The sequence below is a fragment of the Zafaria sp. Z1313 genome, assembly GCF_050563205.1.
Classification (GTDB): Bacteria; Actinomycetota; Actinomycetes; order Actinomycetales; family Micrococcaceae; genus JAZDCJ01.
Genome location: NZ_JBNWUK010000001.1, coordinates 373,781 through 396,755, shown reverse-complemented (window position 1 = coordinate 396,755; position 22,975 = coordinate 373,781). Strand labels below are relative to the sequence as shown.

Sequence of the window (22,975 nt, the reverse complement as noted above, 5' to 3'; positions counted from 1 at the left end):
TAACAGCAGACGGGGATCGCGGGAAATACGGCAGAGCTGGACCCAGTCTAGCCGTTGTGTGACGCCGGCCCCGGGCCCGACGGCACGAGCAGCCCCACGGTCTCGAGGTGGTGGGTGTTGGGGTAGAGGTCCAGGACGCGCACCGAGGCGAGCCGGTAGCCGCGGCGCGCGAAGTCGGCGACGTCGCGGGCGAAGGACGCGGGGTCGCAGGAGACGTAGGCGATCCTCGCCGGCGCCGCTTCGGCGATCTGCCGCACCACGGCCTTGCCGGCACCCGTGCGCGGGGGATCCAGGACGACGCCGGAGAACCGCTTCCCGTCCCGGCCCGCCTCGGCGGCGGCGGGGCGCAGGAGCCGCTCGACCCGGCCCTGCCGGACCCTCGCCTGGGGCAGCTCGTGGGCGTTGCGCCGCGCGTCCCGGCTCGTGCCCGGCGCGCCCTCGATGGAATACACGAGGCCTTCGGGTCCGACGGCGGCGGCGAGCGGCAGCGTGAAGAGCCCCGCCCCCGCGTAGAGGTCCGCGACCGCGTCGCCCGGGGACGGCGCGATCAGGCCGGTGACGGCCTCGACGAGGACGTCGGGGGCCCGCCGGTGGATCTGCCAGAAGCCCTCCCCCGTGACCCGGTACGCATGCCCGGCCGCCTCCTCGGCGACCCACGTCCGCCCGGCCAGGCGGCGCAGGCTGCCCTTCCCGTCGGCGGCGGACCCGGCGGCCTGCGTGGCTGCCGCGACGGAGACGCCGTCGGGCAGCCGGCGCGCGGCGCGCTCGGCGGAACCGGCGGGCGCGTCCGGCGCCGCGATCAGCAGGACGAGGACCCCGCCGCCGGCGGCCGGGGCGGCGATCTCGACGCGCGCGATGCCGGGCAGCGGGACGTCCCACGGCTTCAGGGAGCGGATCGCGTCCGTGGCCAGGGGCATGTCCTTCACCGGGACGAGCACGTCCGAGTGGTGGGCGTTCATGGCCAGCCGTCCGGCCGCGTCGACGCTGAACGCCGCGCGCGTCCGCCAGCCGAGCCCGAGCGGATGCTCGCCGTCGACGGCCTCGACGCCGGCGAAGCCCACGGCGTCGGCGTCCATGCCGCCGAGGCGGTGCAGCTGCTCGGCGAAGACCTCGCCCTTCAGCGCCCGCTGCCGGGAGAGCCCGATGTGCCCGAACTCGGCCCCGCCGACGGGCAGCGTCCCGCGTTCTGCGGCCCGCAGCGCGTCGGCCTCGGCCCACGGGTGCGGGCGCCGGTCGGGCGAGGCCTCGAGGACCTCGACGGCGTCCGCCCGCCAGAAGCGCGCCGACGCGTCGTCCGCCCGCAGGCGCGCCCGGACCAGTTCCCCGGGCAGGGAGTGGCGCATGAACACGACCCGCCCTTCGTGCCGCGCCACGAAGTGGCCTCCGTGCGCGGGCGCGCCGACGCGCAGCTCGACCACGGCGCCGCCGGCGGCGTCCGCGCGGGACGCGGCGGAGGGGTCCTCGGGTGCGGGGTGGTTCATCGTGGTCCCTCCTGGGCGGGGCCCGGGGTCGTGTCCGGCGTCGTACCGGAGGTGGTGTCCGTCGTCGTGCCCGGCACCTGACGGGGCGCGGTGGCTCCGGGCTGCTCGAAGAGCGCCCTCCCGTGCGTGGACTCGGAGAGCTGCCAGGGAACGCTCGCCACGACGACCCCGGGTTCGAAGTGCAGGCGGGTCTTGATCCGCAGCGCCGTCTGGTTGTGCACGAGCTGTTCCCACCAGCGTCCCACGACGTACTCGGGGATGTAGACCACCACGAGGTCGCGCGGCGAGTCCCGCTTGATGCCCTTGATGTAGTCGATGATGGGCGCGGCCGTCTCCCGGTACGGGGAGGCGAGCACCGTGAGCGGCACGGGCAGCCCGAGCCGCTCCCACTCGGCGAGCGTCCGGGCCGTCTTCTCCCCGTCGATGTCCACGATCACGGCGTCGAGCTTCGAGGGCCGCCCGGCCCGGGCGAAGGCGAGGGCGCGCAGCACGGGCTTGCGCAGCGTGGAGACCAGGATGAGCGCGTGCACGCGGGCGGGCAGGGCGCGGACGGGGTCGGTGTCCTCGATCGCCAGCTCGCGGTCCACGGCCTCGTAGTGGCGGTGGATCGAGTACATGACGAGGTAGAGGGCCACGATGCCGAGCACCGCGAGCCACGCGCCGAAGATGAACTTGGTGGCCAGGACGACGACGAGCACCGCGGCGGTCAGCACGAAGCCGACGAGGTTCAGCAGGCGCGAGCGGGCGATCCGCTGCCGCACGCGCCGGTCGGCGGTCGCGGCGAGCTGGCGCGACCAGTGCCTGACCATGCCGAGCTGGCTCAAGGTGAAGGAGACGAACACGCCGACGACGTAGAGCTGGATCAGGGTCGCGACGTGGGCGTCGAAGAGCAGCACGAGCACGAGGGCCGCGATGCCGAGTGCGAGGATGCCGTTGCTGAAGCCCAGGCGGTCGCCTCGCGTGCGCAGCTGGCGGGGCAGGTAGCCGTCGGCGGCGAGGTGGGAAGCGAGCGCCGGGAAGGAGCGGAACGCCGTGTGCCCGGCCATCCACAGCACGCCCGCCGTGAGCGCGAGGATGGCGTAGAACCCCGGACTATGCGGGCCGAACACGGCGTGGGCGAGCTGACCGACGACCGGGGCCTGGACGTAGTCGGCGGGGATGGGACCGCCGTCCAGGAGCAGGTTCGCCTGCGGGTCCTCGACGACGTGGACGCCCGTGAAGCGGGCCAGGAACATGGTGCCCAGGGTCAGCGCCGTGGCGATGACCCCGAGCCACAGCAGGATGGAGGCGGCGTTGCGGGCGCGCGGCGGCGCGAGCGTCGGGACGTTGCTGATCGGCGCCTCGATCCCGGTCAGGGCGGCCGAGCCGGTCGAGAACGCCCGCAGCACGAGCAGGGCCCCGAACAGCCCCGTCAGGCCGGCCTCGTAGCCGGCCTCGGGGACGATCTCGAAGCCGGCGCTCGGTGCGCTGCCGAGGGTGCCGGTGGCCGCTGCCACCGCCCCGGCGCCGATCATGGCCGCCATGCCGGCGACGAACGCGTAGGTCGGCACCGCGTTGCCGATGCGCGAGCGGCCGACGCCGCGCAGGTTCAGGACCGCCAGGAGGACGACGCCGGAGCCCGCCAGGAGCGCCTGCCTCCCGTCGAGCAGGGGGACGGCGGCGACGAGGAAGTGCGCGGCCGAGGACATCGAGACGGCGACGGTGAGGACGAAGTCGATCAGGAGGGCGGCGGCGACCGTGGTCCCCGCGCGGGGACCGAGGTTGACGGAGGCGATCTCGTAGTCGCCCTTCCCCGAGGGGTAGGCCTTCACCGATTGCCGGTAGGAGGCGATGATGACGAGCATAACGGCCATGACGGCGACGCCGACCAACGGGGAGAAGTAGATGGCGGACAGCCCGGCCATCGCCAGCGTCAGCAGGATCTCGTCCGGGGCGTAGGCGACGGAGGACAGCGCGTTGGAGGAGAGCAGGGGCAGGGCGAGGCGGCGGCGCAGCGGGGCCTGCTTGAGGCTTTCGGTCCGGAAGGGCCGCCCCACCAGCATGCGTTTGAGCGCGTCGAGGAACGTCAGCACCTGTCAACGTTAGCCCGGCGGGCGCCGCACGGCCACACCGGCACGGCCGAAGCGTGCGAGACTGGGGTTCACAAGGCGCGGAGGGCCGTCGGGGCCGCTCCGCCGAGGTACGGAAACCAGGAGCTGACGTGGCGCACTTCGTCATCATGGGGGCGGGCCGGGTCGGCGTGACCCTGGCCCACGCGCTCGACGATTCGGGACACAGCGTGGCGATCATCGACCAGGACGAGCGGGCCTTCCGCCGCTTGAGGCGCGGCTTCTCGGGGCGCCGCGTGACCGGCGTCGGATTCGACCGCGAGACGCTCGAGCGGGCGGACATCGCCGACGCCTATGCCTTCGCCGCCGTCTCGAGCGGGGACAACTCGAACATCCTGGCCACGCGCGTGGCCCGCGAGAGCTACCACGTGCCCCACGTCGTGGCCCGCATCTACGATCCCGGCCGGGCCGAGATCTACCAGCGGCTCGGGATCCCCACGGTCGCCGCGGTGCGCTGGAGCGCCGACCAGGTGCTGCGGCGCATCCTGCCCGAGCAGGGCGTCAACGGCGACTTCCGCGACGCCTCGGGCCGGCTCCTGCTCGGCGAGGTCGCGGTGCATGCGGACTGGTACGGCAGCTCGTTGACGGACATCGAGGCCGCGGCCGGGCTGCGCGTCGCGTACCTGACCCGCTTCGGGGAGGGCCTCATTCCCGGCCCCGGCGCCCGCCTGCAGCAGGGCGACGTCCTGCACGCCATGATGCCCGTGGGGTCCACCGGCGAGATCGACAGGATCCTCTCCTCACCGCCGGCGGCAGCCGGAGACGGCGCGGAGGAGGAGCTGTGAAGGTCGTCATCGTCGGAGCGGGGAGCGTGGGCTCCTCGATCGCCAGGGAACTGCTCGCGCACGGGCACGACGTCCTGCTCATCGACGAGAAGCCGGAGGTCGTCGGGCGCAGCGGGCTGCTCGGCGCCCGGTGGCTCTTCGGCGACGCGTGCGAGCTCAGCACGCTCCAGGAGGCCGGGCTCGACGGCGTCGACGTCGTCGTCTCCGCCACCGGGGACGACAAGGTCAACCTCGTCGTCTCCCTCCTCGCCAAGAGCGAGTTCGGCGTCGGCCGCACGGTCGGCCGCGTCAACAACCCCAAGAACGACTGGATGTTCGACGACGCGTGGGGCGTGGACGTCGCGGTGAACACGCCGCGCCTCATGACGGCGCTCGTCGAGGAGGCCGTCGAGATCGGGGACCTCGTGCGGCTCCTGACGCTGCAGACCGGCGTCACGTCCATGGTGGAGTTCACGGTTCCCGCCGATTCGCCGCTCATCGGGATGACCCTCGGGCAGCTGGACTGGCCGCAGGACTCCACCGTCGTGGCGGTGCTGCGCGACGACCTGCCCATCACGCCGAGCCCCGACGACGTCATCGAGGCCCGGGACGAGCTGTTCCTCATCACGGCGATCGCCGCGGAGGACGAGCTGCGCCGCGTGCTCCGGCCCCAGCCGGAGCCGGGGAACCCGTCGGCCGGGTAGCACGTGCCGACGGGCGCGCGGCCCGGAAGGACCGCTGCGACCCCGTGGCTCAGGACTTGGCGGTGGCCGTCCCGTCCGCGGGCGGGCGCGAGAGCGACCAGGCGAGCCACAGGCCGATCGCGTAGAGCGGGAGGCCCATGGCCAGGCGGGCCGCCCCGAGCGCGGGCACGTTGTCCGCGAAGTACAAGGGGACCTGGACGGCGAGCCGGGCCGCGAACACGGCCACGACGATCCACGTGGCCACGGCATAGGCGCGCAGCCGCGCCGGCTCCCGGCGCCACGTCGTCCCCTCGCCGCGGATGAAGCCCAGGACGACGCCCATGAGCGGCCAGCGCAGCAGGATCGAGAGCACCATCGCGCCGCCGTAGGCGAGATTCGTGAAGAACCCGGCGACGTAGTAGTCCTTGGCCTCGCCCGTCGTGCGGGAGACGAGCGCGCACACGACGACGCCGGCGAGGCCGGCGAGGGCCTGCGTCAGCGGCGTGCGCTGGACGAGCCGCGCCACGGTGAAGACGGCGGCGACGGCGAGGGAGGCGATCAGTGCGGGATTGAGCTGCTGCCATACCGTGAAGACCACGAGGAACACGAGGCCCGGCAGCACGCTCTCGGCGAGGCCCCGGACACCGCCGATCGTCGCGAGGACGTCGACCTGGCCGTCCGCGCCGCGCCGGACACCGGCGTTCTCCGCGACGCGCCGGGCGATGTCCTCCGCGCTCGGCGCGGCGTCGTCGTCCGGTCGGGGTCGAACCGGTTCCTGCTCACTCATGGCGGGGGGCCTCGTTGCTCTCGGGCGCTGGAAGGATCTCGTAGCGCGGGTTGAAGACCGTGGGGACGCCGTCGACGGCGGACACCATGCCGGAGAAGCGGAGCCTCGCCCCGGCCACGACGCCGGGGACGGTCCGCTGGCCGTGCCAGACGAGCCGCAGCGACGGTGCGGGACGGCGCCGGCCGCCGGGCGGGGCCGGCGCGTCCACGACGCTGGCCAGGAACGACGGCGTCTGCGCGGCCGGCTGCAGCCGGACGTGCTCGACGAAGCCCTCGGCGTGGACCCGGCCGCGCGGGGGCAGCCCCTCGATGCCGGTGCAGGGCCCGGACGGAGCGGGCACCGCCTAGCCGATCTGGGTCGTCTCGGGGCCGCGCTCGGGCGGGGCCACCGGGGACGGGCCGCCCGGCTGCGCCGGTTCGCGGCGGGCGACGGCCCCCTCGGGCATGCGCAGCGGAAGGAGCTCGGCCGGGGGCATGGGCTGCTCGCCGCGGACCACGATCGCCCGGGCGATCCGGTCTTCGAGGCGCTCGGCCTGGGCTCGGTCCAGCGTGGCCGGCCCGCCGACGACGCCGCGGAGGAACCAGCGTGGTCCGTCGACGCCGATGAAGCGGGCCACCATGTACCCCTGCGTGCCGTCGGGTCCGGTCGCGGGGACGCGGGCGATGATCTCCTCGCCGAAGCGGCCCTGCACGCGGTCGGTCTTGCCGCCCTGACCGGCGATGCTCTCGGAGATCTGGTCCGCGATGCCGGACCACAGGCCGCTGGACTTCGACGCCGCGAAGACCTGCAGCTGCAGCCGCGAGCCGTCGAGCTCGAGGGCGACGGCGACGACGCGCTTCGTGGCGTCCTCGACCTCGAGCCGCAGGTTCATCCCCTCGATGGGCTCGATGAGCAGGGCCCCGAGGTCGACGTATCCGTCGCGCGCCGGCGCGTCCTCGGACTCGGCGTCGAACGGGCCGGACAACGCGGTGGGCGCCGTCCCCGCCTCGGCGGGGACGGATCCGGGTTCAACGGCTTCCGGGGCCTCCGCGGCGTCCGTGGCCGCGGCGTCCTGCGTTCCCGCCGCGTTCTTGTTCTTGCGCTTGAAGATCATGGTGCTGCTCCTTGGGCCGGACGGGCCGGCCGATCAGGGCCGGTGGTGGACACACCGGCCGGAAGGTCAACGTGCGGCGCCGGCGCCGGGTTCCGCAACGGCGAAGCCCCCGGTGGACCCGAAGCCCCCTTCGCCCCTCACCGAGCCGGGCAGCTCGTCGACGGCCACGAATCGGGCGGTCTCGACGCGCTGGATGACGAGCTGGGCGATGCGGTCTCCGCGGCGCAGTTCGATCGGCTGGCTCGAGTCCGTGTTCAGGAGGGTGACGGCGATCTCTCCGCGGTAGCCGGCGTCGACGGTCCCGGGGGCGTTGACCACGGTCAACCCGTGGCGCGTGGCCAGGCCCGAGCGAGGGTGCACCAGTCCGACGTAGCCGTCCGGCAGCGCGAGCGAGACGCCCGTGGGCACGAGCCGGCGCTCGCCCGGAGCGAGGACGACGTCCTCACGGGCCCGCAGGTCGGCCCCGGCATCGCCCGGATGGGCGTAGCTCGGCGGTTCGAGTCCGGGGTCGAGCATCTTCAGCTGGACGTCGAGGGTCGCGTGCGTCTCGGGCATGGGGCCGGGTTCTCCAAGGCTTCGGGAAGGGGACGTGTTCACTCTAGCGGCGATCCGGCACCGCCCCAATGCGCAAGGCTTCCTTCACGGGCCATAAACTGGTTGCCATGGCCACCACCCCGCAGCAGTCCCCCACCGCCCCCGCTCCCCTGTTCCACGAGAAGCTCTGGCCGGCCTGGTGGATCTGGCTCCTGGTCCTGGGGACGGGCGGCGCGGCGTTCGTTGCCCTGGCGCCGGTCGGCATCACGGCCGGCATCGTGGCCGCCATCGTCGTCGTCCTGGCCCTGATCGTCGTCGGCGTGGCCACGACGTCCGCGATCACCGTCACGGAAGACACCCTGCAAGTGGGCCGCGCCGTGATCGAGCGCTCCTACGTCGGCGAGGCCGCGGCGTACCGCGGCGAGGACGCCACCTTCCAGCGCGGCCGCGGCCTGAACGGCACGGCCTTCCTGTGCCTGCGCGGGTGGATCGACCCCGTCGCCCGGATCGAGATCACGGACCCGCGCGACGCCACCCCGTACTGGCTCGCCTCGACGCGCCGGCCGGAAGATCTCGTCGCCGCGCTGCAGCGCCCGTAGCCGCACCCCGCGGGCCCCCGACATCACACGGTCCCGGAAACCACAAAAGCGGCGTCCCGTCCGGGACGCCGCTTGATGCAGTCGGGGTGCCCGGCCCTCTGGCCCGGCTTCCCTGGTTCCTAGCCTTCGCAGTCCTTGCAGAAGAGCAGGCCGTTCTTCTCCTTGGCGACCTGGGAGCGGTGCCGCACCAGGAAGCAGGAGGCACACGTGAACTCGTCCGCCTGCGCGGGCAGGACGCGGACCAGCAGCTCCTCGCCGGACAGGTCGGCGCCCGGAAGCTCGTAGCTGTCGGCGGTCTCGGCCTCGTCCTCGTCAACGACCGCGGACTGCTTGTCCGAACGGCGGCCCTTCAGCTCTTCGAGGGAGTCCTCGCTGAGCTCGTCCTCATTCTTGCGCGGCGCATCGTAGTCGGTCGCCATAGTCTCTCAATCACGCTCCGGTGGTAGCTGCTATCGGTCTGCGCAGGCCCTGGCCCGCGCGGGAAATCCTCGTCTAGGCGCAGGCCGTGCCTGCGGGAAACAACTTCCGTCCCGTCCCTTGTCCGGAGCGGAATCCCCCTGTCCCGGCCCGTACAACGCCGCAACGGGCCGTTTTGTGCCCGTGACGCACAGATTGTTCACCATCGGCGGAGAAAAATCCAATCCCCGTCGGCCGCCCCGTCATCCTTGCCGCCAGGACACATCCGCGGGTCCCACCGGAGTGCGCGCCACACCCCCGCAAATCACGGGTTTCCGGGCCCTTCAATGGCATTGTTTCTGGGAGAACGCAACGGCTGTGGAGGTTTTTCATGCGGCAAGTCAAGCTGGTGGGTGTCCATGAGGACGGCGGGCACCTGCTCTTGGGCACCGAGGACGGTGGCAGCTTCCAGCTGGTCATCGACGAGGCCCTGCGCGCTGCCGTGTCCCGGCCCGCGTCCCGCTCCGGCGCGCCCTCGCCCGGGGCGTCACTGGCCCCGCGGGAGATACAGGCCCGGATCCGGTCCGGCGCCACGGCGGAGGAGCTCTCCGAGGAGTCCGGCCTGCCGCTGGCCAACGTGATGCGCTACGCGGGCCCGGTCTTCGCCGAGCGGGAGTACGTCGCCCAGCAGGCGCGGGGCGTCGAGGTCTCCGCACCCCAGGCGAACGACGGCTACCGCTCCACCTTCGGCGACGATCCCGCCACCCTGGGCGAGGTCGTCCCGGTCCGCCTGACGGGATTGGGCATCGACGCGGAGTCCGCCGAGTGGGACGCCTGGCGCCGCTCCGACGGCACCTGGGAAGTCGTCGTGAGCTTCGCCCCGTCCTCCTCGACGCACCAGTCGATGATCGGCGAGGAGCCGCCCGCGCGGTGGATCTTCCACCCGGCCCGCAAGTCGCTGCAGAACACCAACCGCTGGGCCCAGGTGCTCAGCGAGCTCGAACCCCTGGACACGCCCCTGGGCGGCCGCCGGTTGACGGCCGTCTCCGACCGGCCCTTCGACTTCGAGGCCGATGCCGCGACGCCGGCGGGCCCGGCGACCGGCGTCCCGCAGGCCGACCGCGACCGGGAGGACTTCCTGGACCTGCTCCGCTCCCGCCGTGGGCAGCGGCTCGGCACCGACGAGGACGCCGACGACGCGCTCGCGGAGGCCCTGACGCGCGGCGAGATCCCGGCCGCCCATCCGCGCGACGAGGAATTCGCCGACGCCGACGAGGCGGAGCGCCTCGGCCTGGCCGAGGACACGGACCATGACGGCCTGCCCCGGCTGCACGACGGCGTGAGCACGCACACGAGCGAGTTCACGGTCGTGCCGTCGCTGCGGGCCCTGCGCTTCGACGCCCGGGACGAACCGGAGCCGGACGGCGACGACGCCGCTCCCGACGAGTCCGGCCAGCCGCGCAAGAACCGCCAGAAGCGCTCCTCCGTCCCGAGCTGGGACGAGATCGTCTTCGGCCGCAAGAACGACTGACCCGCAGGCCGCGGCCGCGCGGTTCGCGCACGACCGACGCGGTGGCGGGCCGGGCTAGGCGCGGTGGAGGATGTTCTCCTGCAGCACGTCGTAGCCGAGGCGCAGGATCAGCACGCCGACCACCACGAGGAAGACGATCCTGATGAACCGGCTCCCCTTGCTCACGGCCATGCGCGCGCCGAGGTAGCCGCCGATCATGTTGGCCACGCCCAGGACCAGGCCGAGACCCCAGAGCAGGTGGCCCGAGGGCAGGAAGAACGCCAGGGCGCCGAGGTTCGTGGCCATGTTGACGATCTTCGCCTTGGCGCTCGACGCCAGGAAGTTGTAGCCCAGGAAGACCACCATGGCGATGATGAGGAACGAGCCCGTCCCGGGGCCGATCAGCCCGTCGTAGAAGCCGATCACGAGCCCGATCAGGCCCGCCGTGGCGTAGTGCCGCGGACCGGTGAAGCGCAGCCTCGTCAGCTCGCCGACGGTGGGCTTGAAGGCCGTGAAGAGCGCGACGGCGACGAGAGCGGCCACGATGATGGGCTTGAACACGGACGCGGGCAGCACGGTGGCGATGATCGCCCCGCCGAAGCTGCCGGCCAACGCGATGCCGGCCATGGGCAGCGCGGTCTTCAGGTCCGGGCTGGCCCTGCGGTAGTACGTGACGGCGCTCGTCGTGGTGCCGAAGACCGAGCCGAGCTTGTTCGTGGCGAGGGCCTGGACGGGCGTGATCCCCGGAACGAGGAGCAGTGCCGGGAGCTGGAGCAGCCCCCCGCCGCCGACGACGGCATCGATCCAGCCGGCGGCGAGGCCCGCGACCACCACGAGGAGCAGGGTCCCGGCCTGGAGGTCCTCCAGGCCGGAGCCCTCAAGCCCGGCGAGCCATTCGACCACGCGGGGCCGCTAGCCGCGGACCGTCGCGGCCAGGCGTGCGACGACCTCGTCCACGGGGACGTTCTCCGCCGTCCCGGAGGCCCGGTCCTTGACCTCGACGAGGCCCTCGGCGAGGCCGCGCCCGATGACGGCGATGGTCGGGACGCCGATGAGCTCCGCGTCACCGAACTTCACGCCGGCGGAGACCTTGGGACGGTCGTCGTAGATCACCTCGAGGCCGAGCGCCTCGAGCTCGTTCGCGATCTTGTCGGCGGCGGCGAACATCTCCTCCGTCTTGCCGGTGACGACGAGGTGGACGTCGGCCGGGGCCACGTTGCGCGGCCAGACCAGGCCCCGCTCGTCGTGGTTGGACTCGGCCAGCGCGGCCACGGCGCGCGTCACGCCGACGCCGTAGGACCCCATCGTCACCGTGACGAGCTTGCCGTTCCGGTCCAGGACCTGCAGCCCCAGGGCCTCGGCGTACTTGGTGCCGAGCTGGAAGATGTGTCCCATCTCGATCCCGCGCGCGGTCTGCAGCGGCCCCGAGCCGTCGGGGGCCGGATCGCCCTCGCGGACCTCGACGGACTCGATGACGCCGTCCCAGCCGAAGTCGCGTCCCGCCACGAGGCCGAAGACGTGCTTGCCGGCCTCGTTGGCGCCGGTGATCCACCGCGTGCCGGCCACGACGCGCGGATCGACGAGGTACGTGATCCCGCTGGCCGCGTCGGTGCCCAGCAGGCGGTCTCCGTCGCCCAGGCCGGGGCCGATGTAGCCCTTGACGAGCCGCGGGTGCTTCTTGAGGTCCTCCTCGGTGGCGGCCTCCACGGACAGCTCGCCGGGGACGTCGACGTGCGCGCCGATGTTGGCCTCGACGCGCTTGAGGTCCACGGCGCGGTCGCCGGGGACGCCGATCACGACGAGCTGGCGCTCGAGCGTGGGCAGCGTGACGGCCAAGACGACGTTCTTGAGGGTGTCGGCGGCGGTCCACGGCCCGCCCTCGCGCGGGGCGATGCGGTTGGAGGCCTCGACGAGCGTGTCGATCGTCGGGGTGTCCGGGGTGTCCAGGACCTCGAACGCCGGGAAGTGCGTGAAGTCGATCTCCTCCGGGACGACGGTCGTCACCGCCTCGACGTTGGCGGTGTAGCCGCCGGGCGAGCGGACGAACGTGTCCTCGCCGATCTCGGTGGGGTGCAGGAACTCCTCGGACTTCGACCCTCCCATGGCGCCGGCCGTCGCGGCGACCGGGACCACCTCGAGGCCGAGCCGGGCGAAGATCCTCAGGTAGGCGGCGCGGTGGGCCTGGTAGGCCGCCTCGAGGCCGGCTTCGTCGATGTCGAAGGAGTAGGAGTCCTTCATGATGAACTCGCGTCCGCGGAGCAGGCCGGCGCGCGGGCGGGCCTCGTCGCGGTACTTGTTCTGGATCTGGTACAGGTAGACGGGCAGGTCCTTGTAGGAGGAGTACAGGTCCTTGACCAGGAGGGTGAACATCTCCTCATGGGTGGGGGCCAGGAGGTAGTCGGCGTCCTTGCGGTCCTTGAGGCGGAACAGCCCCTCGCCGTACTCCTTCCAGCGGTTCGTGGCCTCGTAGGGCTCCCTCGGCAGCAACGCCGGGAAGTGCACCTCCTGGCCGCCGATCGCGTTCATCTCCTCGCGCACGATCGCCTCGACCTTGGCGAGGACCTTCAGCCCGAGCGGGAGCCACGTGTAGATCCCCGGGGCGGCGCGGCGGATGTAGCCGGCGCGGACCAGCAGCTTGTGGCTGGCGACCTCGGCGTCGACGGGATCCTCGCGGAGGGTGCGGAGGAAGAAGCTGGAGAGTCGGAGAACCACGGCTCCTCTTTCTGGATCGTGGGCCGGGGGCGCGAGCCGGCCGGCACGGGGACGTGACAGGGGGTCCGGGGCGGTCTGGCCGCCCGGGCCCCCTTCACTTTACCGCCTGCTCCCCCGGCGTCCGGCCCGCCCGGCGCCGGTTCAGAAGAGGATGGTCGCGAACTCCCCGACCTGGTGGAAGCCGACGCGGCGGTAGGTCGCCAGCGCGGGCGTGTTGTAGTCGTTGACGTAGAGGCTCGTCACGGGCGCCAGCTCGAGCGCGTGCCGGGCCACGGAGGCCATGTAGCCGGCGGCGAGGCCGAGCCCGCGGAACTGAGGCGCGAGCCAGACGCCCTGGATCTGGGTGGCGCGCGGCGAGACGGTGCCGAGCTCCGCCTTGAAGCGGACCCGTCCGGAGGGCTCGAGGTCCACGAAGGAGTGCCCCTGGCGGATCAGCGTGCGCACGCGGGCCCGGTAGTAGGATCCTCCTCCGGCGAGCGGGGAGTAGCCCAGCTCCTCCTGGAACATCGCCGCGCAGGCGGGCAGGACGACGTCGTACTCCTCCTCCCGGGTCCGCCGGACGACGCCGGGGCCCGGCTCGGGCGCGCGGTCGAGCCGCATGAGCGGCTGGGAGGCGCGGATGTCGAAGGCTCGCTGCGGGCCGTCCTGCAGGCGCGACCACAGCGACAGGACCGTGCGGGCATCGCCGAAGACGGAGGAGAAGCGGCGCTCGAGCGGCAGGATCGCGTCCGCGAACGCCGTCGCGTCCTCCGGCGAGGCCTCGACGGGGACGATGTTCATCCCCACCCAGCATGCGGCGGCGAGCCGGTTCCCGTCGAAGCGGCCGAGCACGAGCGAGCCGGTCGAGGACGGCGCGGCGGTCCCGGTGGCCTCGAGCTGGGAGTCCATGAAGAGGTGGGCGACGGGGTCTCGGTCCACGAGGGCGCGCAATCCCGGCGTGTCGGCGTCGCCGAGCACGCGGACGCCGCCGCCCAGCTCCTCGCCCGCCGACGGCATGCGCCGTGTTCCGGGCAGCCACGGTGCCACCCTGGAGAGAATCCTCGCCACCGTTCCCCTTATCCCGTTCCGCCCGGTTCCCTGCCCCTAGTCTGTCAGGAACCGGAGCGGATGCGACAGGGCGCGCCCGTCGGGGGGCGCGCCCTGTGTCATGCGGCCGTCATACGGGCGGCCCGCCGGCGTCAGGAGACGGTGACCGTGGGGGCCCCGCCGCCGTCCTCGGGGACCTCCATGGACTCGGCGATGCGCATGGCCTCCTCGATGAGCGTCTCGACGATCTGGTCCTCGGGTACGGTCTTGATGACCTCGCCCTTGACGAAGATCTGGCCCTTGCCGTTGCCGGAGGCGACCCCGAGGTCCGCCTCGCGCGCCTCGCCCGGTCCGTTGACGACGCAGCCCATGACGGCCACGCGGAGCGGGACCTCCATGCCCTCGAGGCCCGCCGTGACCTCGTCGGCCAGCGTGTAGACGTCGACCTGGGCGCGGCCGCAGGACGGGCAGGAGACGATCTCGAGCTTGCGCTCGCGCAGGTTCAGCGACTGCAGGATCTGCAGGCCGACCTTGATCTCCTCCACGGGAGGGGCGGAGAGCGAGACGCGGATCGTGTCGCCGATGCCCTGCGAGAGGAGCGCACCGAAGGCCGTGGCCGACTTGATGGTGCCCTGGAAGGCCGGGCCGGCCTCGGTGACGCCGAGGTGCAGCGGCCAGTCCCCGCGCTCGGCCAGGAGCTCGTAGGCGCGCACCATGACCACGGGGTCGTTGTGCTTGACCGAGATCTTGAAGTCGTGGAAGTCGTGCTCCTCGAAGAGGGAGGCCTCCCAGACGGCGGACTCGACGAGGGCCTCGGGCGTCGCCTTGCCGTACTTCTTCAGGAGCCGCGGATCCAGCGAGCCGGCGTTGACGCCGATGCGGATGGAGGTCCCGTGGTCCTTGGCGGCCTGGGCGATCTCCTTGACCTGGTCGTCGAACTTGCGGATGTTGCCCGGGTTCACGCGCACGGCGGCGCAACCGGCCTCGATCGCCGCGAAGACGTACTTGGGCTGGAAGTGGATGTCGGCGATCACGGGGATCTGGGACTTCCGGGCGATGATCGGCAGGGCCTCTGCGTCGTCGGCGGAAGGGCACGCGACGCGGACGATGTCGCAGCCGGAGGCCGTCAGCTCGGCGATCTGCTGCAGCGTCGCGTTGATGTCGGTGGTGGGCGTCGTCGTCATCGACTGCACGCTGATCTGGGATTCAGAGCCGACGCCGACCGAGCCCACCTTGATCTGGCGGGTCTTGCGCCGCGGCGCGAGGACGGGCGGGGGCGCGGACGGCATTCCGAGGCTGACCGGGGTCAAGGCTTCCTCCGGGGTCGTGGGGGGCGGGAAGGTCAGGCGTGGTGGGCGAGCTCGCCCGTGGCGGGGATCCACGCTGTGGTGCGCAGCGCCGCGACGAGGCCCTGGGCATTAAACGGGTCCTGCTGCAGGGCGCTGGCCAGCCGCGCCTCGTCCGGGGCGCGCAGGATCAACAGGGCCCCGCTGCCGTCGGCGTAGGGGCCGGAGGCCACGAGGGACACGCCCTCGGCGTCGGTCAGCGAGGCGAGGAAGGCGCGGTGCTCGGGGCGGTGCTCGTCGCGGGCGGCGTCCGTGCCCGTCCCGTAGACATACTCGACAGCGAAAATCGTCATGTTCCTACCCTAGACCGTGCGGCGGCGCGGCCACGACGGACGTGGCGCGCCCCACCTCGGCGGCGCGGCGGTTCCGGGCCCCGGTCCGCTACTGGTAGGAGACGAACCACGGCTTCGGCTCGACGTCGTAGGTCTGCTCCGGGCTGAACGTCGGCGAGTCCTCGTCGATGAAGTTCTTCCAGGCCATGCGGATCCCGCCGGGGAGGTCCCGGCGCAGCGCGTTCCAGGTCTCGAGCTTCTGCCCGGGGGTCCCGTTGCCGTCGGCGTGGAGCACGAGCGACAGCTCGGGATGGCCCGTTTCCAGGCTCTCCCGGTCGCGGATCATCCGCAGCTGGAACTGGTGCAGGATGACGACCTTCTGCGGCAGCCGGTGCTTGCGGGTCAGCTCGGCGAGCCACGCATTGGCCTCGTTGAGCTCGGCGGCGGACACGGAGCCGATCTGCACCATGTGGCGCTGGTCCGGCCCCAGCCGCCACTCGGGGTCGTAGGCGATCCCGACGTGCGGGAGCTTCAGCAGCTCCTCGTAGTGCCTGGCCTGGCTCAGGAAGTCGTTCCGGCCCGGCTGGAGGTCCAGGACCACGTAGACGCCGGCCTTTCCGGCGGCCTCGACCCAGGGGCGGAGCGTCTCGACCGGCGTGTAGCGGGAGTAGGTGCCGTCATCGCCCGCGCCCGCCGAGGCGACCGTGGCGATGATCTCGAAGGCCGGTTGCACGGGCTCGTCGCTGTAGGGCTGGTAGTCCGCGGCCAGCTTCTTCACCCGGGCGACGGCGGCCTCGGCGTCCTGCTCCCCCAGCAGGCCCAGGGCCCCGGTCTCCGGGTGCCCGTAAAGGGCGACCATGCGGCGCGCGGGGAAGACCGTCTGCCCGCCGCCCGGGAGCTCGGGGCCGGTGGCCGCGGTCTCGGCGAGGGCGGCGAAGTCCTCCTCGGCCCCCAGTCCGGGGCCCAGCCCGAGGACGGGGCGACCGGCAGCCGCCTGGAAGAGCGCCAGGTTGGCTCCCTCGCGCGGATCGGGCGAGGCGAGCACTTCCACGTCGGCGCCGGCCGCGGCGGCCGTCGCGGAGGCCGCGGCGAGCGCGTCCTCGTCCTGATCCAGGACGACGACGAGCGGCGGCTGCCCGGGGGCCGGCGCCGGTGTCGTGGGCGGCAGTTGCGCGTCCGGTGCCCGGCCGTCGACGAGAGAGCGCCCGGCCGTGAAGGGCTCCCACTCGCCGTCGGGCTCTCCCCAGGCCACGACGTGCTCGGCGCCGAGCCGTTCGATCTCGGCGGCGAGCGGTGCGGCCTCGTCGCCGGGCCCTGCCTGCAGGAGCGGGACGCCGAGCCGGGCGGCGGCCTCGGCGGCGGCCGGAGGCAGGGCGCCACTGTTGGGGACCGCCACGAGGACGACGGCCGGGGCGTGGTCGAAGTAGAGGCGGCTGGCCTGGAGCGCGGCGTCGGAACCGGTGGCGTCGAGCCGTGCCGGGCCCGGATCCGGCTCCTTCAGCACGACGGCGTGCGGGTCCGCCGTCGACGCCGGCGCGGCGGTGCCCGCGGCGTCCGACGGCCCGGTGCCGGGCGTGCAGCCGCCCAGGAGCAGGGCGAGGGCGAGGACCGCGCAGACGGCGGCGGCAGGGCGGATGCCGGGGGTTCCGGCGGCGGGGTGGCGTGGAGTGGCAGGACGCACGACGTGTCCTTCCGGTGGTGGTGCGGCGCCGGGCGGTGCGGCGGCGGCAGTCAGAACAACTGGACCGGCTTCACGATGTCAGCGTAGATCAACAGCACGCCCATCCCGAGGAGCATCGCCGCGACGACGTAGGTCAGCGGCAGCAGCTTGGCGATGTCCACGGGCCCGGGATCGCGGCGCCGGAAGAGCTTCGCGAAGCCGCGGCGGAGCGCCTCCCACAGCGCGCCGGCGATGTGTCCGCCGTCGAGCGGTAGCAGCGGGATGAGGTTGAAGACGAACAGGGCCACGTTCAGGCTCGCGATGAGCCCGAGCAGCGTGGAGAAGCGGTTCTGCAGCGGGATCTCCTCCATCGCCGAGACCTCGCCGGCGATCCGGCCGACGCCCACGACGGACATGGGACCGTTGACGTCCCGCGGCGCGTCGGTGAACGCGGCCCGGGCCACGGCCGCCATGCGGGCGGGCAGGTCCAGGACCACGTCGGCGACGGCCCGGACGTTCTGGCCGACGAGGCCGGGGACCTCCGTGACGGGCAGGGTCATGAGGAGCTGCTCCGAGCCCATGCCGACGAAGCCGACCTGGACCGTCTCGACCGTGCCGTCGGGGGCGACGACGGCCCGCCCGTTGATGTCCAGCGCCGGGCGTTCGGTCAGCAGCGGCGTGATGGTCCCGGCGAGTTCCCGGCCGTCGCGCTCGTAGGTGATGGTGGTCTCCTGGCCCGCGCCGGCGCGGATGCGCTCGGTCAGCCGGTCCCAGTCCCACAGGCGCACGGGCACGCCGTCGATGGAGGTGACGACGTCCCCGGGCCGCAGCCCGGCGGCGAAGGCCGGGGCCTCGGGGTCGCCGGGCTGGCAGGCCTCCTGGCCGGCCTCGGCGCGCTGGGCCTGCTCGGCGTCGGAGACGACGCACTGGTAGACCTCGGAGACCCGCGTGGTGCTCTGCACCGTGCCGAAGCCCGAGACGAGCACGGCGATGAGGGCGCACGCGATGAGCAGGTTCATGAGCGGCCCGCCGAGCATGATGATGATCCGCTTCCACACGGGGAGCTTGTAGAACATGCGGTTCTCGTCGCCGGGCTGCAGCTGCTCGGCCGCGGCCTTGCGGGCGTCGTCGGCGAGCTGCTGGAACATCCCCGTGCTGGACTGGCGGACGACCTCCTCCCCCGCGCCGGGCCGTCCCGCGGGAACCGTGGCCGGCGGGTACATGCCGATCATGGAGACGTAGCCGCCCAGGGGCAGGGCCTTGAAGCCGTACTCCGTCTCGCCGCGCTTGAAGGACCAGACGGTCTTGCCGAAGCCGACCATGTACTGGGGAACGCGGACGCCGAAGAGCTTGGCGGGGACCAGGTGGCCCACCTCGTGCAGGGCGATGGAGACGGCGATGCCGACGGCGACGATCAGCACGCCGACGGTGAAGAGGAGGACGGTCACATCTGCTCCCAACGCGCGCGGGCCCGGTTTCGTGCCCAGTCCTCGGCCGCGAGCACGGCCCCGAGGGTGAGGGAGGCGCCGGCGACCGCTCCGGCGTCGTACTCGTCGACGACGGCGGCGACCGAGTCCACGATGTCCAGGAAGCCGATCCGGCCGGCGTGGAAGGCGTCCACCGCCTCCTCGTTCGCCGCGTTGTAGACGGCCATGTGGGTCGCCGAGGCGCCGGCGGCCTGCTTGGCGAGCCGGACCGCGGGGAAGGCCTCCTCGTCGAGGGGCTCGAACGTCCACTCGGCGGCGAGCGTCCAGTCGCACGCCGCGGCGGCCCCCGGAACGCGGGCGGGCCAGGCCATGCCGAGCGCGATCGGCAGGCGCATGTCCGGCGGGGAGGCCTGGGCGAGCGTGGAGCCGTCGACGAACTCGACCATCGAATGCACGACCGATTGCGGGTGGACCACGGGGACGATCCGCTCGAGCGGGACGTCGAAGAGCAAGTGCGCCTCGATGACCTCGAGCGCCTTGTTCACGAGCGTCGCGGAATTGGTGGTGACCACGCGGCCCATGTCCCACGTGGGGTGGGCGAGCGCCTCGGCGGGGGTCACGGCGGCCAGCTCGGGGCGGCTGCGGCCGCGGAACGGGCCGCCGGAGGCGGTGACGACGAGCCGGGCGACCTCCGCGCGCGTGCCGCCGGCGAGCGCCTGGGCGAGCGCGGAGTGCTCGGAGTCGACGGGGACGAGCTGTCCCTCGGCGGCGGCGTCCTTGACGAGCGCCCCGCCGACGATGAGCGATTCCTTGTTGGCGAGGGCGAGCAGGCGGCCGGCCTCGAGGGCGGCGAGGGTGGGGGCGAGCCCGATCGAGCCCGTGATCCCGTTGAGGACGACGTCGGCGCCCTCCCAGGCGGCGATGCGCGCCGCGGCGTCGGGGCCGGCGAAGAGCTCGGGGCGGTAGCCGCGGACGCCCTCGGCCGCGGCGCGCTCGGCGATGGCGGCGGCGAGGCCGTCGACGGTGCCCGCGGCGGATCCGACGGCGCCGGCGCGCGTGGCGACGGCCTGTTCCGCGAGGAGGGCGGTGTTGGAGCCGCCGGCGAGCGCCGCGACCTCGAAGCGGTCCGGGGCCGCGGCGGCGACGTCGAGGCCCTGGGTGCCGATCGAACCGGTCGATCCCAGGAAGACGACGCGGCGGGGCCGGTCCGCGGGCGGAGGGGTGAAGTGCTGCTCGGTGGTGCTCACCGGCCCATTCTTCCAGACCGCCGGATCAGTCCCAGTCCTCCTCGGCTCCGTCCGGGGCCGCCCCGTGGTCCGGGGATTCGTAGGGGTGGGACAGCATCCAGGCGATCCGCCGGCTGGCGGCCGGGTCGGCCGGGAAGGTCCGGGCGTGGAAGAGTGCGGGATCCATCAGGGAGGGCCGCCGGCCTTCGCCGTCGGCCCCGTCCCAGCCGCTTCCGGCCTCCCACGGCGATCCGCCCGCCTGGTGCGCCGCCGCGTCGGGGTCCCACGAGGGGTCGGCGGCGCCGAACTCCACGGCGAGTGGCGAGCCGAGGTGCGCCGCGAGCTCCTGGGCGATCAGGATGCCCTCGGCGCGCAGGCGCTGGAGGACGGCACTTGTCCCTCCGCCCGCAGTCGTTCCGGCCCCGCCGGACCCCTCCGCCAGGTGTGTCTCGTGCCATCGCCGCAGCCGGCGCTCCAGCTCGGGGGCGGGCGAGAGGACGTCGTACCCGATCGCCTCCCAGGCCCAGACCGGGCTGGGCCCCTCCTCGGGAACGAGCCGGACGTACGGGACGCCCTCGAGCGTCGTGTAGCTGGTATCCGGGCCCTCGGCGTCATCGAAATCCATGCCTGCCATTCTGCGCCACGCGGGGAGATGGCGCGGTCCCCCATGGCCCGGCCCGTGTCGGCGTCCGCTTCCCCGCGGCGTCCGGGAACACCGCCGGGGCGCTCGCGTGCGGGGCGGGCTGGTCCGGGCCCGCTGCCCCGGCGCGGCTCAGTCCCCGGCGCGGTGGGCGATGAGGCGAGCGCGCTTGAGGACGACCTCGTCGACCATGCGCCCCTCGAAGCCGAACGCGCCCTGGCGGCCCCCGGCGGCCGCGAGGAGCCTGCGGGCCCAGTCGAGCTCCTGGGCCGTCGGCGCATAGGCACGGCGGATGACGGGTACCTGGCCGGGATGGATGCAGGCCGTCGCGGCGAAACCGCTCGCGACGGCGTCGAGCGCCTCGGCGCGCAGGCCCCCGTGGTCCTCGAGGTCCAGGAACACGGCGTCGATGGCGGCCTTGCCGTGGGCGCCGGCGGCCAGCCGGACGGCGGCCCGGGCGTGGCGCGGAACGTCCCGGTAGCGCCCGTCGTCGAAGCGGCTGGATGTCCCCCCGAGGGAGGCCATGAGATCCTCGGCTCCCCACATCAGCGCGACGGTGTGGGGGGCGGCGGCAAGGGCCGGGGCATTGACCACGCCCGCGGCCGTCTCGCACAAGGCCACGACGCGGTAGCCGTCCAGGGACTCGAGCTGCTCCGGGCGTTCGGCCTTGGGCAGCATGACCGTGGTGTAGCCGGTCCGGGCCAGGGCCTCGAGGTCCGCGGCGAAGTCGGGGCTGCCGGCCTCGTTGACGCGCACGATCGTCCGCTCGGGGTCCAGCCGGCTCGCCGCGACGGCCTCCCGGGCGGCGGGGCGGGCCTCCGTCAGGACGGCGTCCTCGAGGTCGATGATGACCGCATCGGCGCGCTCGGCCGCCTTGGCGTAGCGCTCCGGCCGGTCGGCGGGCACGAAGAGGATGGCGGGGCCCAGCGCGAACCCGCTCATGGCGCGCTGCCCTCCGGTCCCCTGCCCGCCGCACCTCGCCCGCCCCCGGCGGACCCGCTTCCGGCGGCAGGCCGGCCCCCCGCCAGCGCGGCCCGGTGGCCCTCCGAGGTCCACATGAGGCAGCTGCGGGTCGCCTCGGCGACGATCGTGCCGTCCTGCTTGCGTCCCGTGTGGCGCATCGTGGCGATCCCCTGCCCGGGCCGGGACGCCGAGGGCCTGGCCGCGAGGATCTCCGTTTCCGTGTAGAGGGTGTCTCCGTGGAAGAGCGGGTGCGGGAAGCGGACGTCGTCCAGCCCCAGCTGTCCGACGATCGTGCCCTGGGTGAGCTGCGCAACCGACTGGCCGACGACCGTGGCGAGGGTGAACATGGAGTTCACGAGGCGCTGGCCGAACGGCTGTCCAGCGCTCCAGGCGGCGTCCAGGTGCAGGGCCTGCGTGTTCATGGTCATCGTCGTGAACAGGACGTTGTCCGCCTCCGTGACCGTGCGCCCGGGGCCGTGGACGTAGACGGCCCCGACCTCCAGCTCGTCCAGGTACAGGCCCCGCTGCTCGATCCGCCGCCCGCCCGACGGGCCGCGCTCCGGCGTCGTCCCCGCGCCCATCCCTAGAGCCCCAGCTCGCGGGCGATCAGCATGAGCTGGACCTCCGTGGTGCCCTCGCCGACCTCCAGGATCTTGGAGTCGCGGTAATGGCGGGAGACCAGGAACTCGTTCATAAAGCCGTAGCCGCCGAAGACCTGGGTCGCGTCGCGGGCGTTGTCCATGGCGGCCTCGCCGGCGACCATCTTGGCGATCGCCGCCTCCGTCTTGAACGGCTTGCCGGCCAGCATCTTCGAAGCGGCGGCGTAGTAGGCCAGGCGGGCGGTGTGGGCGCGGGCCTGCATGCGGGCGATCTTGAACGCGATGGCCTGGTACTTGCCGATGTTCTGGCCGAAGGCGCTGCGCTCCTTGGCATAGCGGACCGATTCGTCGACGCAGCCCTGCGCGGCGCCCGTGGCGAGGGCGGCGATCGCGATGCGGCCCTCGTCCAGGATGGACAGGAAGTTCGCGTAGCCCCGGCCCCGCTCGCCGAGGAGGTTGGCCTCGGGGACGCGGACGTTCTTCAGGGTCAGCGGGTGCGTGTCGGAGGCGTTCCACCCCACCTTGTTGTAGGCCTTTTCCGCGGTGAATCCGGGCGTTCCCGCCGGGACGACGATCGTGGAGATCTCCTTCTTCACCGTGCCGTCGGGCCGCTCGCTCGTCCCGGTGACGGCCGTGACGGTGACGTGCTGGGTGATGTCGGTGCCGGAGTTGGTGATGAACTCCTTGGTGCCGTTGAGCACCCATTCGCCGTCCTCGAGCCGGGCCGTCGTGCGGGTGCCGCCGGCGTCGGATCCCGCCTCGGCCTCCGTCAGTCCGAAGCCGGCCAACGCGGTGCCCGCCGCGAGCGGAGGCAGGAGCTCCTGCTTCTGCTCCTCGGTGCCGAAGCGGTAGACGGGCATGGCGCCGAGCGAGACACCGGCCTCGAGCGTGATCGCGACGGACTGGTCGACGCGTCCGAGCTGCTCGAGGGCCAGTGCCAGGGCGAAGTAGTCCCCGTCCATGCCGCCGTACTGCTCGGGGAAGGGCAGCCCGAACAGGCCCATCTCGCCCATCTGCGCGACGACCTCGTAGGGGAAGCTGTGCTCCTCGTCGTGCTTGGCGGAGACGGGGGCGACGACCTGGTCGGCGAAGTCGCGGACGGTGTCGACGAGGTCCTGGTATTCGTCTTCGAGTTCAAGGTTCGGCATG

General features: G+C 73.1%; 23 protein-coding genes. 4 read left to right on the top strand and 19 right to left on the bottom strand.

The features are described from left to right. Positions 1–47: 47 nt before the first annotated feature. Positions 48–1,481 (bottom strand): class I SAM-dependent RNA methyltransferase, encoded by a 1,434-nt coding sequence (locus ACQ3I4_RS01795; RefSeq protein ID WP_430632694.1) that lies wholly within the window; start codon positions 1,479–1,481, stop codon positions 48–50. Next, a complete protein-coding gene (locus ACQ3I4_RS01790; RefSeq protein WP_430632693.1) occupies positions 1,478–3,553 on the bottom strand; it encodes an APC family permease in 2,076 nt (691 codons plus the stop codon). Before ACQ3I4_RS01790 ends, ACQ3I4_RS01795 begins: the two co-directional genes overlap by 4 nt. Positions 3,554–3,681: 128 nt before the next feature. Between ACQ3I4_RS01790 and ACQ3I4_RS01785 the strand changes: the two genes are divergently transcribed. Both ACQ3I4_RS01785 and ACQ3I4_RS01780 read left to right on the top strand, forming a co-directional pair. Continuing rightward, complete coding sequence (locus ACQ3I4_RS01785; protein WP_430632692.1) at positions 3,682–4,374, top strand: potassium channel family protein; 693 nt, start codon at positions 3,682–3,684, stop codon at positions 4,372–4,374. Then, entirely contained in the window at positions 4,371–5,057 is a 687-nt protein-coding gene (locus ACQ3I4_RS01780; protein WP_329859983.1) for a potassium channel family protein, read from the top strand. The genes ACQ3I4_RS01785 and ACQ3I4_RS01780 overlap by 4 nt, the downstream gene beginning before the upstream one ends. A 49-nt stretch (positions 5,058–5,106) precedes the next feature. Here the strand turns inward: ACQ3I4_RS01780 and ACQ3I4_RS01775 are convergent, their stop codons facing one another. The 4 genes from ACQ3I4_RS01775 to dut form a co-directional block, all read right to left on the bottom strand. After that, on the bottom strand, positions 5,107–5,823 hold the full coding sequence (locus ACQ3I4_RS01775) for a DUF3159 domain-containing protein (protein ID WP_430632691.1): 717 nt from the start codon (positions 5,821–5,823) through the stop codon (positions 5,107–5,109). Further along, a complete protein-coding gene (locus tag ACQ3I4_RS01770; RefSeq protein ID WP_329859981.1) occupies positions 5,816–6,163 on the bottom strand; it encodes a hypothetical protein in 348 nt (115 codons plus the stop codon). The genes ACQ3I4_RS01775 and ACQ3I4_RS01770 overlap by 8 nt, the downstream gene beginning before the upstream one ends. A gap of 3 nt (positions 6,164–6,166) precedes the next feature. Further along, positions 6,167–6,916 carry a DUF3710 domain-containing protein gene (locus ACQ3I4_RS01765; RefSeq protein WP_329859979.1) on the bottom strand — a complete coding sequence of 250 codons (750 nt, stop codon included), beginning with the start codon at positions 6,914–6,916 and terminating at the stop codon, positions 6,167–6,169. A 66-nt stretch (positions 6,917–6,982) separates the two neighbouring features. After that, the gene (dut, locus tag ACQ3I4_RS01760; protein WP_329859978.1) at positions 6,983–7,471 is read right to left on the bottom strand and encodes a dUTP diphosphatase; all 489 of its coding nucleotides are present in this window, start codon (positions 7,469–7,471) and stop codon (positions 6,983–6,985) included. Positions 7,472–7,578: 107 nt separating this feature from the next. On the opposite strand from dut, the gene ACQ3I4_RS01755 reads away from it, so the two are divergent. Continuing rightward, a complete protein-coding gene (locus ACQ3I4_RS01755) occupies positions 7,579–8,049 on the top strand; it encodes a DUF3093 domain-containing protein (RefSeq protein WP_329859976.1) in 471 nt (156 codons plus the stop codon). A 119-nt stretch (positions 8,050–8,168) separates the two neighbouring features. Here ACQ3I4_RS01755 and ACQ3I4_RS01750 read toward each other — a convergent pair whose 3' ends face one another. Beyond that, the gene (locus tag ACQ3I4_RS01750; RefSeq protein ID WP_329859975.1) at positions 8,169–8,468 is read right to left on the bottom strand and encodes a DUF4193 domain-containing protein; all 300 of its coding nucleotides are present in this window, start codon (positions 8,466–8,468) and stop codon (positions 8,169–8,171) included. Between the two features lie 368 nt (positions 8,469–8,836). Between ACQ3I4_RS01750 and sepH the strand changes: the two genes are divergently transcribed. Then, positions 8,837–9,976: a septation protein SepH gene (gene sepH / locus ACQ3I4_RS01745; RefSeq protein WP_430632690.1), complete on the top strand. Its 1,140-nt coding sequence runs from the start codon at positions 8,837–8,839 to the stop codon at positions 9,974–9,976. A 54-nt stretch (positions 9,977–10,030) separates the two neighbouring features. On the opposite strand, the gene ACQ3I4_RS01740 is transcribed toward sepH, so the two are convergent. The 12 genes from ACQ3I4_RS01740 to ACQ3I4_RS01685 form a co-directional block, all read right to left on the bottom strand. Further along, positions 10,031–10,858 (bottom strand): sulfite exporter TauE/SafE family protein, encoded by an 828-nt coding sequence (locus ACQ3I4_RS01740; RefSeq protein WP_329859973.1) that lies wholly within the window; start codon positions 10,856–10,858, stop codon positions 10,031–10,033. A 9-nt stretch (positions 10,859–10,867) separates the two neighbouring features. After that, on the bottom strand, positions 10,868–12,667 hold the full coding sequence (locus ACQ3I4_RS01735) for a proline--tRNA ligase (protein WP_329859972.1): 1,800 nt from the start codon (positions 12,665–12,667) through the stop codon (positions 10,868–10,870). Between the two features lie 141 nt (positions 12,668–12,808). Then, the gene (locus ACQ3I4_RS01730) at positions 12,809–13,693 is read right to left on the bottom strand and encodes a GNAT family N-acetyltransferase (protein ID WP_329859971.1); all 885 of its coding nucleotides are present in this window, start codon (positions 13,691–13,693) and stop codon (positions 12,809–12,811) included. A 152-nt stretch (positions 13,694–13,845) separates the two neighbouring features. Beyond that, positions 13,846–15,003, bottom strand: a complete 1,158-nt coding sequence (gene ispG / locus ACQ3I4_RS01725) for a flavodoxin-dependent (E)-4-hydroxy-3-methylbut-2-enyl-diphosphate synthase (protein WP_329859970.1) — start codon at positions 15,001–15,003, stop codon at positions 13,846–13,848. Between the two features lie 32 nt (positions 15,004–15,035). After that, positions 15,036–15,332, bottom strand: a complete 297-nt coding sequence (locus ACQ3I4_RS01720) for a YciI family protein (RefSeq protein ID WP_430632689.1) — start codon at positions 15,330–15,332, stop codon at positions 15,036–15,038. Between the two features lie 88 nt (positions 15,333–15,420). After that, the gene (locus ACQ3I4_RS01715) at positions 15,421–16,992 is read right to left on the bottom strand and encodes a hypothetical protein (protein WP_430632688.1); all 1,572 of its coding nucleotides are present in this window, start codon (positions 16,990–16,992) and stop codon (positions 15,421–15,423) included. Between the two features lie 50 nt (positions 16,993–17,042). Further along, positions 17,043–18,419, bottom strand: coding sequence for a M50 family metallopeptidase (locus ACQ3I4_RS01710; RefSeq protein WP_430632687.1), 1,377 nt, complete (start codon positions 18,417–18,419; stop codon positions 17,043–17,045). After that, complete coding sequence (gene dxr, locus ACQ3I4_RS01705; RefSeq protein ID WP_430632686.1) at positions 18,416–19,645, bottom strand: 1-deoxy-D-xylulose-5-phosphate reductoisomerase; 1,230 nt, start codon at positions 19,643–19,645, stop codon at positions 18,416–18,418. Before dxr ends, ACQ3I4_RS01710 begins: the two co-directional genes overlap by 4 nt. A 25-nt stretch (positions 19,646–19,670) precedes the next feature. Next, positions 19,671–20,249 (bottom strand): hypothetical protein, encoded by a 579-nt coding sequence (locus tag ACQ3I4_RS01700; RefSeq protein ID WP_430632685.1) that lies wholly within the window; start codon positions 20,247–20,249, stop codon positions 19,671–19,673. 147 nt (positions 20,250–20,396) lie between these two features. After that, positions 20,397–21,206 carry an HpcH/HpaI aldolase/citrate lyase family protein gene (locus ACQ3I4_RS01695; RefSeq protein ID WP_430632684.1) on the bottom strand — a complete coding sequence of 270 codons (810 nt, stop codon included), beginning with the start codon at positions 21,204–21,206 and terminating at the stop codon, positions 20,397–20,399. Beyond that, positions 21,203–21,808, bottom strand: a complete 606-nt coding sequence (locus tag ACQ3I4_RS01690; RefSeq protein WP_430632683.1) for a MaoC family dehydratase — start codon at positions 21,806–21,808, stop codon at positions 21,203–21,205. The genes ACQ3I4_RS01695 and ACQ3I4_RS01690 overlap by 4 nt, the downstream gene beginning before the upstream one ends. A gap of 2 nt (positions 21,809–21,810) precedes the next feature. Continuing rightward, complete coding sequence (locus ACQ3I4_RS01685) at positions 21,811–22,974, bottom strand: acyl-CoA dehydrogenase family protein (RefSeq protein WP_329859960.1); 1,164 nt, start codon at positions 22,972–22,974, stop codon at positions 21,811–21,813. Between the last annotated feature and the right edge of the window lies 1 nt (position 22,975).